This window comes from Kitasatospora albolonga (assembly GCF_039535905.1).
Lineage (GTDB): Bacteria > Actinomycetota > Actinomycetes > Streptomycetales > Streptomycetaceae > Kitasatospora > Kitasatospora albolonga.
This window is the reverse complement of sequence record NZ_BAAAYB010000149.1, coordinates 44,723-58,584: the sequence shown is the minus strand read 5'-3', so window position 1 is coordinate 58,584 and position 13,862 is coordinate 44,723. Positions and strand designations below refer to the sequence as shown.

General features: G+C 74.4%; 10 protein-coding genes. 4 read left to right on the top strand and 6 right to left on the bottom strand.

Annotated features, from left to right (window positions below; genetic code table 11):
- Positions 1–39: 39 nt before the first annotated feature.
- Positions 40–2,553 carry an ABC transporter permease gene (locus ABD946_RS36725; RefSeq protein ID WP_345290055.1) on the bottom strand — a complete coding sequence of 838 codons (2,514 nt, stop codon included), beginning with the start codon at positions 2,551–2,553 and terminating at the stop codon, positions 40–42.
- Entirely contained in the window at positions 2,553–3,317 is a 765-nt protein-coding gene (locus ABD946_RS36720) for an ABC transporter ATP-binding protein (protein WP_345290053.1), read from the bottom strand. The genes ABD946_RS36725 and ABD946_RS36720 overlap by 1 nt, the downstream gene beginning before the upstream one ends.
- A 117-nt stretch (positions 3,318–3,434) precedes the next feature.
- On the opposite strand from ABD946_RS36720, the gene ABD946_RS36715 reads away from it, so the two are divergent.
- Entirely contained in the window at positions 3,435–4,397 is a 963-nt protein-coding gene (locus tag ABD946_RS36715; protein ID WP_345290052.1) for a helix-turn-helix transcriptional regulator, read from the top strand.
- A gap of 72 nt (positions 4,398–4,469) precedes the next feature.
- Here the strand turns inward: ABD946_RS36715 and ABD946_RS36710 are convergent, their stop codons facing one another.
- The 3 genes from ABD946_RS36710 to lon form a co-directional block, all read right to left on the bottom strand.
- Positions 4,470–4,910, bottom strand: coding sequence for a GtrA family protein (locus ABD946_RS36710; RefSeq protein WP_345290050.1), 441 nt, complete (start codon positions 4,908–4,910; stop codon positions 4,470–4,472).
- Between the two features lie 138 nt (positions 4,911–5,048).
- Positions 5,049–6,488, bottom strand: coding sequence for a hypothetical protein (locus ABD946_RS36705; RefSeq protein WP_345290049.1), 1,440 nt, complete (start codon positions 6,486–6,488; stop codon positions 5,049–5,051).
- A gap of 397 nt (positions 6,489–6,885) precedes the next feature.
- Positions 6,886–9,279 carry an endopeptidase La gene (gene lon, locus ABD946_RS36700; protein ID WP_345290048.1) on the bottom strand — a complete coding sequence of 798 codons (2,394 nt, stop codon included), beginning with the start codon at positions 9,277–9,279 and terminating at the stop codon, positions 6,886–6,888.
- A gap of 133 nt (positions 9,280–9,412) precedes the next feature.
- On the opposite strand from lon, the gene ABD946_RS36695 reads away from it, so the two are divergent.
- Complete coding sequence (locus tag ABD946_RS36695; protein WP_345290047.1) at positions 9,413–10,132, top strand: hypothetical protein; 720 nt, start codon at positions 9,413–9,415, stop codon at positions 10,130–10,132.
- 293 nt (positions 10,133–10,425) lie between these two features.
- Here ABD946_RS36695 and ABD946_RS36690 read toward each other — a convergent pair whose 3' ends face one another.
- Positions 10,426–11,100 (bottom strand): rhomboid-like protein, encoded by a 675-nt coding sequence (locus ABD946_RS36690; protein ID WP_345290045.1) that lies wholly within the window; start codon positions 11,098–11,100, stop codon positions 10,426–10,428.
- Between the two features lie 530 nt (positions 11,101–11,630).
- On the opposite strand from ABD946_RS36690, the gene ABD946_RS36685 reads away from it, so the two are divergent.
- On the top strand, positions 11,631–12,365 hold the full coding sequence (locus ABD946_RS36685; RefSeq protein ID WP_345290044.1) for a response regulator transcription factor: 735 nt from the start codon (positions 11,631–11,633) through the stop codon (positions 12,363–12,365).
- An 83-nt stretch (positions 12,366–12,448) separates the two neighbouring features.
- Positions 12,449–13,663 carry a sensor histidine kinase gene (locus ABD946_RS36680; RefSeq protein ID WP_345290043.1) on the top strand — a complete coding sequence of 405 codons (1,215 nt, stop codon included), beginning with the start codon at positions 12,449–12,451 and terminating at the stop codon, positions 13,661–13,663.
- The last annotated feature ends 199 nt before the right edge of the window (positions 13,664–13,862 follow it).

The following is a 13,862-nucleotide window of genomic DNA, read 5'->3' as shown; positions in this document are numbered from 1 at the left end:
ACCGGAGGAAGCCCTCCCGGTGCGGCCCCGCCGCCGTTGCTACTCCCGGGCGCCGATCGCGTCCGCCGGGTGGGCCCGCAGCGCGGCCCGGGCGGGCAGCGCGGTGGCCGCGAAGGCCAGCAGGGCGGCCGTGCCGACCACGCCGAGCCAGGTCAGCGGCGGGGCGTACGGGGTGCCCGAGCCGGTCATGCCGGCGCTGTAAGCGCCCAGCGTCAGGGCCGCCACCGCCGTGCCGAGCGCCACCGCGAGCAGCACCACCGTCAGGGTCTCCCAGCGGAGCATCGCCCGGACCTGACGGGCCGTCGTGCCGATCAGCCGCAGCATCGCGAACTCACGGCGCCGGGCGGCGGTCGCCATCACCAGGGTGTTCACCACCGCGATGCCGGTGAAGGCGATGATCAGGCCCATCGCCACGTAGTTGACCTGCGCCTGGGTGCCCGCCTGGGCCTCCCGGGCGGCATCCACCTGGGCCCGGTCCAGCACCCGCACCGCGGGGAACGGCCGGACGGCGGCGGCCAGCGCGGCCCGGTCGGCGGTGCCCGCCACCAGGACCGAGGAGGCCAGCGGGACGTCCACGTGCGCGGCGACCAGACCGCGGGGCAGCAGCAGGTCCCCGAAGCCCAGACCGCGGTGGTAGACCGCGACCACCCGCAGCGGGGCGGCGGTGCCGTCCCCGAGGGTCACCTCCAGCCGGTCCCCCACCGTGACGCCCTTGACCTCGGCGGCCAGCTCGCTGACCGCCACGGTGTCCTCGGCCATCGCGTCCAGCGACCCCGCGCCCACCTGCGGGTCCAGGGTGCGGGCCAGGCCCTGCGGGGTGACGCCCTGGGCCGGGAACTTGTCCTGCCCGGCCCGCACCGAGGTGCGCAGCACCTCGGTCACCGCCTGCACCCCCGGCACCCGGCGGACCGCCTCGGCCGCCGCCCCGGGCACGCCCGGCCCCGCGGCGGCCAGCACGTACGGCGCGCTGGTCCCGGCCACGGCCTGCTCGCGGGCCGCGTGGGAGGCCGTGGTCTGGGTGAACAGGATGGTGGAGGCCATCGCCACCGCCAGGCTCAGCGGGGTGACCACGGCGGCCAGCCGCTTGGCGTTCGCCCGGGTGTTCTGCTCGGCCAGGAAGCCCGCCGCGGGTGCGGCCAGCCGGGCGGCCCGGCCCAGCAGGAAGGTGGCCACCCTGGTCACCAGCGGGCCCAGCAGGGCGATCGCGGCGGCGGCCAGGATCACGCTCAGGAAGGTCACCGGGGTGGCGGCGGCCTCGGTGCGCAGACCGCTCAGCACGTACACCAGCGCCCCGTACCCGGCCGCCAGCAGCAGGCCGGCGGCCAGCCGGCCGGCGCCGATGCCGGGCTTGGGCTGCGCGGCCTCGGCCAGGCCCTCGGTCGGGTGCACCCGGGCCGGGCGGCGGGCCGAGGCCCGGGCCGCGCCCCAGGCCGCCAGCAGCGTGGCCGGGACGGCCAGCAGCGGCGGGAAGGCACTGAGCGTGAGCTCCAGGGTGTCCGGCAGCGCGCCGACCGCGACGAAGCGGCCGTGCATCCAGCCCGCCAGCAGCAGCCCGGCCAGCGCCCCCGGCACCCCGGCCAGCAGACCGACCACCAGCGCCTCCCGGCCCACCATCCGGCGCAGCTGACGGGGCGTCGCCCCGACCGCCCTCAGCAGCGCCAGCTCCCGGGCGCGCTGCTGCACGGAGAGCGCGAAGGTACCGGTGACCACCAGCAGCGCGACCAGCAGCGAGGTGCCGCCCATCGCCGCGCCCAGGCTGACCAGGCTGACCCGGGCCTTGCCCGCGTCCAGGAACTCCACCGGGCCGCGCTCGTCCCCGGTGCGCACCTTGGCGGTGGTGCCCGCCAGCGCCGCCTCGGCGCCGCGCCGAACGGCAGCCGGGTCGGCCCCCGGGGCGGTCAGCAGGCCGACCACGGCGACCCGGCCCTGGTGCCCCGCCAGCCGGCGGGCCTCGGCGGCGGCGAAGAACAGCGAGGACTGGCGCTCGACCCGGCCCTGCGGGGCCGCGACACCGACCACCGTGTACGCGGCGGGCGCGCCGGTGGACTGCACGGTGACGGTGGCGCCCACCGGCTGCCCGGCGGCGGCGTCCACCACCAGCTCGTTCGCGGCGGCCGGGGCCCGGCCCTCGCGCAGCGCGTACGGGGTCAGTGCGGCGGAGTCCCAGGCGTGCCCCCAGGAGGCGCCCGGCCGGACCCTGCCGTCGGGGGCCACCAGGTGGGCCGGGAAGGTGAGTTCGGGGACGGCGGCGCGCACCCCGGGGAGGGCCGCCAGCCGCTCGGTGAGCCCGGCGTCCAGCCAGGCCCGCTCGGTCAGCGGCTTGGCCTTCTCCTTGGTCTTGCCCTTCTTCTCCGAGGTCCAGTGCACCTCCTGATCCGCCGTCACCAGCACCGGGGTGCCGGCGTAGCGCTCGGTCGGGATCCGGCCGCGCAGGCCGGTCTCCAGCAGCGCGGCGCAGGCGGTGACCAGCGCGGCGGCGCAGAACAGGGCGACGAAGGCCCCGACGAAGGCGCCCTTGCGGGCGCGCAGGGTGGAGAGCGCGAGGGTGAACATCAGGCCCACGCCCCCAGCCGGCTCATCCGCTCGGCCACCCGGTCGGCGGTGGGCGCGGGCATCGCGTCCACCACGTCGCCGTCGGCCAGGAACAGCACGGTGTCGGCGTACCCGGCGGCCACCGGGTCGTGGGTCACCATGACCACGGTCTGGCCCAGCTCGTCCACGGTCTGGCGCAGCAGTCCGAGCACCTCCTTGGCCGTCATGGTGTCCAGCGCGCCGGTCGGCTCGTCCCCGAAGACCACCTCCGGCCTGGTCACCAGCGCCCGGGCGATGGCCACCCGCTGCTGCTGGCCGCCGGAGAGCTCGGCCGGGCGGTGCCCGGTGCGGCCCGCGAGGCCGACCCGCTCGACGATCCGCTCCAGCCACTCCCGGTCGGGCTTGCGGCCCGCCAGCAGCAGCGGCAGCGTGATGTTCTGCAGGACCGTCAGCGAGGGCAGCAGGTTGAAGGCCTGGAAGACGAAGCCGATCCGGTCCCGGCGCAGGTGGGTCAGCGCCGTCTCGTCCAGCCCGGCCAAGTCGGTGCCGCCCAGCGTCACGGCGCCCCCGGTGGGCCGGTCCAGGCCGGCCGCGCAGTGCAGGAAGGTGCTCTTGCCGGAGCCGGACGGCCCCATCACCGCCGTGAAGCTGCCGCGCGGGATGTCGACGGTGACCCCGCGCAGCGCGTGCACGGCGGCGGCGCCGCGGCCGTACACCTTGGTCACGGAGGCCAGCCGGACGGCTTCGGCCGTGGCGGTGGTGGAGGGGGTGAGGATCTTGGGCATGCCCCAGCCTGCTGGGGGCGGGAAAGATGATCTAGTGTCAGAAGTGGCAAGGGGTGACAGCTTGTTGCCACGCTCGACGGGGGACGGGGAACAATGTCGGGTCTGACCGCACTTGGCGTGTCCGATGACCAACTGAGGCTTTACCGCTACTTCCTGAGACATCCGGGGCACGACACCGAGGAGGCCGCCGCCTCCTTCGGGCTCGAACCGGCCGCACTGGCCGGGGCCCTGACGGAGCTTCAGGACAAGGGACTGCTCCGGGTCTCCGACCGGCACACCGTGCTGGTCTCCGACCCGGCCGTGGCCGTGGAGTGGCTGGTGGAGCGGGAGCTCGGCGCGCTCAAGCTCGCCGGGGACCAGGTGGCCGCCGCCCGCAAGGCCATCCCGGCGCTGGCCGAGGAGCACAAGCACGGCCTGGCCGAGACGCCGGTCGGCGACATCGAGCGGGTCGACGGGGTGGACGCCATCCGCGAACGCCTCACCGAGCTGGGCTTCTTCACCTTCCGCGAGCTGATGGCCCTGCTGCCGAACCGCTGGCAGCCGGAGAGCATCGCCCAGGCCCGCGAGTCCGACCTGCGGATGCTGCGCCGCGGCATCCGCTGGCGCACCGTGGCCGGCCCCGAGGCGCTCGCCGACCCGGACACCCTGGCCTACCTGCGCGAGCTGGTCGCGCACGGCGCCGAGGTCCGCGCCACCGACCAGGCGATCCGGCGGATGGTGGTCTGGGACCGCAGCACCGCGATGGTCCCGGTGGACCCGGACGACTACCTCCGGGCCACCCTGGTGATCCGTCAGGCCGGCGTGGTGGCGAACACGGTCGCCTGGTTCGAGCAGGTCTGGTCGAGCGGCCGCGAGCTCCCCGCCGCCACCACCGAGACCCCCGCCCCGGCCCCGCTCGGCCCGCTGGAGCGGCGCGTCCTGGACGTGCTGGCGCGCACCGACAAGGACGAGGCGGCCGCCCGCGAGATGGGCGTCTCGCTGCGCACCTTCCGCCGCTACATCGCCGACCTGATGCAGCGCCTGGGCGCCGCCAACCGCTTCCAGGCCGGGCTGCTGGCCAAGGAGAAGGGCTGGATCTGACCGGGCCCGGCCCGGACGGCGGAAGCCCGGCCCCCGCGGGACGGGGCCGGGCTTCCGAGGACGACGGGCGGGTCAGACCCGCTCGGGCTCCGGCTGTTGCTCCGACCGGGTGTCCAGACGGTCGGTGAAGACGAACCTGGCCATCGCCCAGTAACGGAAGACCATCGCCAGCAGGGTGCCGACGATCATGCCGCTGAGGAAGTCCGCGACGTCCTCGCCGAACTTCGAGATGTGCGGTTCCCGCAGGTCCAGCACGTACTGGGAGAACGCCAGCGGAAGGCTGTTCACCACGATGGCCAGACCGCTGACCACGAAGAACAGCACCGCCTCGCGCTTGTGCCCGTACGCGCGGAACGACCACTGCCGGTTCAGCAGGTACGAGACCACGGTGGCGATCAGGGTCGCGATGGTCAGCGCGGCCACCGGCTTGGCGCTCAGGACGGTGGCCCTCAGGCTGAGGTTGATCACCAGGGTGAGCAGGAAGCAGGTCCCGCCCACGAGCAGGAACTTCACCAGCTTGCGGTGCTTGACCAGGAACGGTCGCGCCCGGTGCGGGACTCGGGACAGAGCCCGTTGCGTGGGTGACGGCATTTCGGCAGTCTCGCACGCCGCCCCGGGGCACGGGTACTCGGACCGTCCGCCCGGGAACGACTACTCCACCGCGATCCGCAGCACGCCCGTGGTGGTGCCCTGGAGGACCACCCGGCCGGGCGCGATCGACCCCACCATCTGCAGCGTGTCGAAGAGGAAGCCGGCCCCGAGGTACGCCGTCCGCACGGTGCGGCCGGTCTCCGGGTCGATCTCCGCGTAGCGGTACGGGTCGAGCGCCGAGGTGCCGTCGGTGCCGGGGATCACCGGTTCGCGCAGCACCGTGCGCAGCAGCCCGTCGGCGGTGGAGAGCCGGGGCACCGCGGCGGACCGGGTGCGGTTGTCCCAGCGCAGGTCGCAGCCGCTGCCGTCGGCCCGTACGTCCACCCGGCTGAGGCCGCCGCGGAAGGCGCCGGAGGAGGGCACGCTGGGCCCGGCGCCGTCCGGCAGGGCCGGGTACGGGTAGCCGTAGGTGCTGGCCACGAAGACCGCGTTGCCCACCGCCACCGGGGAGTTCTCGCTGCCGCTGCCGCCGGCCCTGAGCACCGGGACGGAGCAGACCAGCCCGCCGTCGGAGGTCCGGTGGACCAGCAGGTTGACGGTCGGGGCCGCGTTGTCGACCACGGTCAGGTAGTCCGTGCCGGTGCGCGGGCCGAAGAAGGTCGGGGTGGAGCCGCTGCCCCAGCTGAGCTGGCCGGGCTTGCGGCCCGGGCCCCGGTCGTACGGCCGGCGCCAGCGCACCTCGGGGGTCCCGTCCGGGCGGGCGGTGAGCAGGTAGGTGGCGTGGGTGGTGGTGACCGCCGCGCCCTCGGGAGCGGTGGAGATGGAGTTGGCGATCGTCTCGCCGGCCGGGAGGGCCAGGGTGCGGACGGCGCCGGTGTTCCCGTCGTCGGCGGTGCCGACCACGCCGCCGCCGGTGGCGAACCAGACCCGGCCCTGCCAGTCCGGCGACAGGCCGGTCACCGCGTCGCCGTCCGGGACGGCCCCGGCCAGCGGGAGGCGGGAGTCCACGGTCAGCTGCCAGCCGCCGGAGGCCGTGCGGCGGTGGCCGATCCGCAGCAGGTCGCGGTTGCCGTCCACCACGACCAGCCGGTCACGGTGGTCCAGGTACGCGTACACCCCGCCGAGCAGCGAGCCCTTGGCGAGGGTCAGCTCGGTCAGCGAGCGGCCGTCGGACGGGTCGAGCAGGTGGACGGTGGGAGCCCGGCCGAAGATCTCGGTGCACAGGGCCACCGGGAGGCCGTCGGCGCCGACCAGCACGGTCGGGCAGGCCGAGGCCAGCGCCGTCCGGTGCGAGCCGACGCTGCCCGCGCCCGGTCCGGGCAGCGGGGTGGCGTCCGAGGAACCGGTGTCGCCGTGCATGGTCGCGGTCCCGGGCGGGCCCGCGTACGGGTTGACCGGCGGGAGCGGGGCGTACGGCTCGGCGGCCGCGTGGGCCGGGGCTTGGGCGGAGAGCAGCAGCGCGGCGGTGACGAGCACGGCGGCGCGGGTGCGCAGGCGCATGGGGGTCCGTTTCCGGGAGGAGGGGCACGACAGGGGTGCACTCCGCCCGGTGGGACGTGAGAGGAGCCCGGCGATCGGCCGGGCGGGAGGGCACCGCGCGGATCAGAGCGCGCGGTGACAGATGGCCGAGGACGCACGGGCCAGGTCGACGGCGAGTCGACGGCTCAGGTGCGTGTGGCGGTCCATGCGGGGGATCCTGCCGTGCTGACGGACCGTCACACAAGACCCGTCTCACGGTACGGGCCGCGCCCCTGGTGCCCCGCCAGGGGCATCCAGGGGCGCGAGGAACTGCGCGAAGCGGAAGACCCTCTCGCCGACTGAGGGCAACCCAGCCAGCTGCACCCCGCTGCGGGACCCGGCAGGGCACCACCTCCGCCCTGCCGGGCCTGATACATCCTCAGACCGAGACCGGCACCGCCGCCGGCTCCAACGCCAGCTCCAGCACCTCCCGCACGTCCGAGACCGTGTGCACGGTGAGCCGCTCCAGCACCTCGCCCGGCAGGTCGTCCAGGTCGGGCTCGTTCCGCTTGGAGATGATCACCGTGGTGATCCCGGCGCGGTCGGCCGCCAGCAGCTTCTGCTTGATGCCGCCGACCGGCAGCACCCGCCCGGTCAGCGAGACCTCACCCGTCATCGCGACCTCGGGGCGGACCCTCCGCCCGGAGAGCAGCGAGGCCAGCGCCGTGGTCATGGTGATGCCGGCGCTCGGGCCGTCCTTGGGGACGGCGCCCGCCGGGACGTGCAGGTGGATGCCGCGCTCCCGCAGCCCGGTGACCGGCAGCTCCAGCTCGGCGCCGCGCGAGCGCAGGTAGGAGAGCGCGATGTGCGCGGACTCCTTCATCACGTCGCCCAGCTGGCCCGTCAGGGTGAGGCCGGTGGAGCCGGTCTCCGGATCGGCGAGCGAGGCCTCGATGTAGAGGACGTCGCCGCCGGCGCCGGTGACGGCGAGGCCGGTGGAGACGCCGGGGACGGCGGTGCGCCGCTCGGCCGGCTCCTGGGCCGCCTCCGGGGTGTGGTGCGGCCGGCCGATCAGCGCCCGCAGGTCCTCGGCTCCGATGGCGGCGGGGAGCTCTCGCGCCCCAAGCTCGGCTTCGGCCGCGACTTTCCGCAGGATCCGGGCCACCGAGCGCTCCAGGGTGCGCACGCCCGCCTCACGGGTGTACTCCCCCGCGAGCTTGCGCAGCGCGTCCTCGCCGACGGTCACGTCCTCGGGCCTGAGGCCGGCCCGCTCCAGCTGACGGGGCAGCAGGTGGTCGCGGGCGATGGTGACCTTCTCGTCCTCGGTGTAGCCGTCCAGGCGGACCAGCTCCATCCGGTCGAGCAGCGGATCGGGGATGGACTCCAGCACGTTGGCGGTGGCCAGGAAGACCACGTCGGAGAGGTCGAGCTCGACCTCCAGGTAGTGGTCGCGGAAGGTGTGGTTCTGCGCCGGGTCGAGCACCTCGAGCAGGGCGGCCGCCGGGTCGCCCCGGTAGTCGGAGCCGACCTTGTCGATCTCGTCCAGCAGGACCACCGGGTTCATCGACCCGGCCTCCTTGATCGCCCGGACGATCCGGCCGGGCAGCGCGCCGACGTAGGTGCGCCGGTGCCCGCGGATCTCCGCCTCGTCCCGCACGCCGCCGAGCGCCACCCGGACGAACTCCCGGCCCATGGCCCGGGCGACCGACTCGCCGAGCGAGGTCTTGCCGACGCCGGGCGGCCCGACCAGGGCCAGCACCGCACCGCCGCGCCGGCCGCCGATCTGCCCCAGCCCCTGGTCCGCGCGCCGCTTGCGCACGGCCAGGTACTCCACGATCCGGTCCTTCACGTCCGCCAGGCCCGCGTGGTCCGCGTCCAGCACCGCGCGGGCGCCGTTGATGTCGTAGGAGTCCTCCGTCCGCACGTTCCACGGCAGTTCGAGGACGGTGTCCAGCCAGGTGCGGATCCAGGAGCCCTCGGGCGACTGGTCGGAGGAGCGCTCCAGCTTGTCGACCTCCTTGAGCGCGGCCTCCCGGACCTTCTCCGGCAGCTCGGCCGCCTCGACCCGGGCCCGGTAGTCGCCCTCCTCGTCGGCCGGGTCCCCGTTCAGCTCGGCCAGCTCCTTGCGGACCGCCTCCAGCTGACGGCGCAGCAGGAACTCCTTCTGCTGCTTGGCCACACCCTCCTCGACGTCCTTGCGGATGGTGTCGTTGACCTCCTCCTCCGCGAGGTGCTCGCGGAGCAGGACCAGCGCGTACTCCAGGCGGGCCAGCTGGTCGGACTCCAGCAGCACCTTGAGCTTCTGCTCGGCGGTGACGAAGGGGGCGTACCCGATGTTGTCCGCCAGCTCGCCGACCTTGTCGATCTGCGAGACCCGGTCGACCACCTGCCAGGCGCCGCGCTTGCGCAGCCAGTGGGTGGAGAGCGCCTTGTACTCCTTCACCAGCTCGGCCGCCCGGCCGGCCACCGGCAGCCCGGCGTCCGACTCGTGGAAGGTGCTGGTCTCCACCCAGAGCGCCGCACCGGGGCCGGTCGTCCCGGCACCGATCCGGACCCGTCGGACCGCGCGGACCAGCGCCGCCGGGTCACCGTCCGAGAGCCGGCCGACCTGCTCGACGGTGGCCAGCGTGCCGACCGAGGCGTAGGTGCCGTCCAGCCGCGGCACCAGCAGCACCTGCGGCTTGGCCCCGCCGGAGACGGCGGCCCGGGCGGCGTCCACGACGGCGCGGACCTCGGAGTCCTTCAGGTCCAGCGGGACCACCATGCCGGGGAGCACGACCTCGTCGTCGAGGGGGAGCACGGGCAGGGTGAGCGGAGTGGACGTCGATGCCATGATCTCTCCCCAGTCAGTGAAGTTGAGTTGACCTGACTAAGGTTCGGTGAGCCGCCAATGTTCCCCGGAGCTTGTTCGCTCTGAGCGATCAGGGCATTGCCCCAGGCGGGGGCGGTGCGCCAGAGTGCCGGACGTGGATATCCAGCCCACCGAGTTCGGCATCCGGGTCAACCTCCCGGAGCCCCGCAGGCTTCCCGCCGCCCTCCGCAACCGGGCCCTCACCGAGGACGCGGACGGGCTGCTGCTCGCCGCCCCGCACCCGGGCGGCACCACCGAGCAGGCCCTGCGCACCGTCCTGGCGGGGCCGGCCGCCGAGCTCGGCCTCGACCTGGCCAGCCTGGAGGTCTGGGACGGCGAACCCTTCGCCCGGCTCGACGACGCCGACGGGCGGCCACTGCTCTACGCCGAGCTGGGCCGCGACCCGGCCGCGCCGGAGCAGCCCGGCCCGGCCGGGGCGACGACGGCGGACGCCGTCCGCGAGCTGATCGACCACCTCTCGCTCTGGCTGCTGGTCACCGTCGGGTCCGCGGACCCCGACGACCCGTCGGCCACCGCCTTGGCCGAGCGGCTCGCCCGCGAACTGGTCGACGCCCTCGCCCCCGACGCCACCGTCACCACCGGCCGCGCCCCGCACGGACCCACCGCCGTGGTCCGGCCCACCTGGCTCGACACCACGGACGTCCGCGCCGCCCTGCTGGCCGCCTGCGCCGCCCTCCCCGGCCCCTGGAGCCCGCCCACCCTCCTGGAGACCCCCGACGGCGACTGCGCCACCGCCACCCGAGGCCCCGTCCGCCTCTCCGCCGCCACCGGCCCCGTCTTCGCCGAACTCGCCCGCCGCCACCAGCTCCCCTGAGGCAAGCGGCCGCCCCTCCGGGGGCGCGGGGAACTGCGCGAGAACGGAAGGCGGACCAGCGTGAGATCGGGGCACACGAGCCAGTTGCACGCGCCGCCGTCCCCGACGTGAGTGGCCACCCCTCCGGGGGCGCGGGGAACTGCGCGAGAACGGAAGGCGGACCAGCGTGAGATCGGGGCACGCGAGCCAGTTGCAGGCGGTGCCGTTCCCCTGCGCGCAGTTCCTCGCGCCCCCGGTGGCGCAGCCACGCTCGCGTCCCCCCGGTGGCGCTGCCACGTCCGTCGGCCCCGGGCTCAGGCCTCCGAGGGCTCCAGCCGCCGCAGGGCGAGGTGCCCCGGGCCGGTGGTGCGGCGCAGCCAGGGCCAGAGGGCTACGCCCACGAGCAGGGCCGCCGGGTGGCCGACACCGGTCACGAGGTCGGCGTCGTCCAGGAGTTGATGACCGATCAGGGCGCCGGCCGCACCCAGCGCGCACAGACGCCCGGGGAGCGCGAGAAGACCGGCGAGCGCCCCGAGGGACGCCAACACGCCGTAGCTCACACCGATGTCCAGGCCGTCGAGCGCCGCGCCGTCCAACCGCCCGGCCGCGACGACCACCAGCACCACCGCCTGCGAGAGCAGCGTCGCGAGCACGTGCCCGGCCACGAAGACCGCCGCCGCCCGCCGACCGCCGACCCGCCGCTCCAGCGGCGCCACGGTGACGGCGAAGGCCCAGAAGTACGGCATCCAGACCGGCCCGGCCACCCACGTCCCGCTCAGCAGCAGGGAGCCGACGGGGTGGTCCAGCAGGTTGTGGGCGTCCGAGCTGGAGAACGCCTGCAGCCGGTCGACGACCGCCGGATCGCCGAAGCGGGCGAACAGCGTGGTGCCGAGCAGCAGTGCGAGGTACCCGAGCGCGAAGGGGTTGCGGCGGGGCGTGGGGAGCACGCTCCGCAGCCGGGCGCGCAGCCGGAGCCGGAGATCAGCCATTCCGCCCTCCGGTCCACTCGTGCCACCATGTGACTTGTCGTGCTCACGGTACTTCGCAGAACGCCCACGGTACTTCCCCGTACTGGGAGCCTCCTGTGAATCCGCTGTGAGCTCGGTTCGAACCCTGCCCGCCGTTGGTCCGGACCAGCCCTACGCCTACGGACCAGTAGCGAACCCGCCCAGGAGTCTGCCATCCCTTCAACGGCATACGCACCGTTACGGGCGATATTTTCGGCGGGTAAGGTATCGCCCCGTGCCGCATCCCGGGCCCGGGGCGAGGCCGGTCAACAGGCCGGTTGTGCCCGGTTCACCTGCCGGGATGCTCGCGGTGTACGTACGCTGCGACCAGAGCGGAACGGATGCGCGGACCACACCTGCGCACCCTTCCGGGAGCCCGTGACCTCGGCGGACGGTCCGGGTGCTTTTCGGGCCCCGGCACGGGCCCGCCGACGGAACACAAGACGACTACGAGCGGACCCCGCTGTCCCCACAGGCAGCCGGGCCGCAGCCCTGGGGGCGGTGGCGTGACCGTGACAGAGATTCAGCAGGAGACCAACAACAACAGCGCGGTGGGCACCCAGCGACGGGTGCTCGTCGTGGAGGACGAGCCCACCATCGCCGAGTCCATCGCGGCCCGGCTCGGGGCCGAGGGCTTCAAGGTGGCGGTGGCGCACGACGGCCCCGGCGCGGTGGACGGCTTCCACACCTGGCAGCCGGACCTGGTGGTGCTGGACGTGATGCTGCCCGGCTTCGACGGCCTGGAGGTCTGCCGGCGGATCCAGGCCCAGCGCCCGGTGCCGGTGCTGATGCTGACGGCCCGTGACGACGAGACCGACCTGCTGGTCGGCCTCGGGGTCGGTGCCGACGACTACATGACGAAGCCGTTCTCGATGCGCGAACTGGCCGCCCGGGTCAACGTGCTGCTGCGCCGGGTCGAGCGGGCCCAGCAGGCCGCCCGGACGCCCGCGCTGGGCAGCCTGCGCTTCGGGGACCTGGAGATCGACCACGTGCAGCGCCGGGTCCGGATCGGCACCGGTGACGTCCACCTGACGCCGACCGAGTTCGACCTGCTGGCCTGCCTGGCCGCCCAGCCGCGCGCGGTGCTCACCCGCGAGCAGCTGCTGGCCGAGGTCTGGGACTGGACCGACGCGTCCGGCACCCGCACCGTGGACAGCCACGTCAAGGCGCTGCGCCGGAAGATCGGCGCCAGCTGGATCCGCACCGTCCACGGCGTCGGGTACGCCCTGGAGGCACCGCTCTCCTGACCGGGAGGACGGCAAGGCCGGGACCGGGGGGTCCTGGCTCCGCCGCACCCGTACGGAGTCAGCGGGCAGGACGCGAGGGCGAGATGACCTTCCCACAACAGCGCAAGCGCGCGGCACAGCACCACGACGGCGACCACCGGGGCCTGGCCAGCCGGGCCGCCAGCCGGCTCTGGGACGACGTGCGTCCGCTGGACCCGGTCCGATCGATCAAGGGCAAGCTCACCCTGCTGGTGATCGTCTCGGTCTTCCTGGCCAGCCTGATGGTGGTGGTCGCGATCCGGTCCGAGACCCAGATCCGGATCATCATGATCTTCTCGATGATCGCCTCGCTGCTCTTCATGCAGTTCCTGGCGCACGGCCTCACCGCGCCGCTGCGCGACATGACCGCGGCCGCCAGGGCGATGGCCGAGGGCGACTACAGCATCCGGGTCGAGGTGAACTCGCGGGACGAGATCGGCGAGCTCGCCGAGACCTTCAACCGGATGGCCGGCGACCTGGAGGCGGCCGACCGCCACCGCAGGGAGCTGGTCGCGAACGTCTCGCACGAGCTGCGCACGCCGATCGCCGCCCTGCGCGCCGTGCTGGAGAACGTGGTGGACGGCGTGGTGAAGCCGGACCCCCGGACGCTGGGCGCCGCGCTGGAGCAGACCGAGCGGCTGGGCCGGCTGGTCACCCACCTGCTCGACCTCTCCAAACTGGACGACGGCGTGGTGCCGCTGGACACCCGCCCCTTCGAGGTCAGCCCCTTTCTGGACGGCGTGCTGCGCGGGGTGACCGTCGACGGCGCCACCGCGGCCGGCGCCCACGGGCGGCGCGACGACGTCCACCTGGCCCTGGACGTCAGCCCGGCGGGGCTGACCGGCTGGGCCGACCCGGAGCGGCTGCACCAGGTGGTGGCCAACCTGGTCGACAACGCCTGCAAGCACTCCCCCGCCGGCGGGACGGTCACCGTCCGGGCCAGGGCCGGGGACGAGTCCGGCGCACTGGTGCTGGAGGTCGAGGACCAGGGCCCCGGCATCCCGGCGCAGGACCGCGACCGGGTCTTCGAGCGCTTCGGCCGCAGCGGCACCGCCACCTCCCAGGGCCCGGGCTCCGACGGCGGCACCGGTCTGGGCCTGGCCATCGCCCGCTGGGCGGTGGACCTGCACGGCGGCCGGATCGGGGTCGCGGAGGCGGCCCGGGGCTGCCGGATCGTGGTCACCCTGCCGGGCGGCCCGGCGGCTACCGCCGAGTTGTCACAGAACTGGGACATTGCCGCGGCGGTCGGGACTGCGTCAGATCGGACCGCACCGCGCTGACCTGCGGTATTGTCCTGCTTGGAGGGGATTTCCACCCGTTCGGGAGGCGATCGCTTCCCCGGGGTTGGAACTTTCTAACGCACATTTTCGGCCAAATAACCGGTCGGCACTGTGATCTGGGTGACGCCTGGCCCAGGGGGACTGCGCGATCAGTGATCGTAGGCGTAGCCTTAATCCCCGCTGTCCACCATCCCAAAAG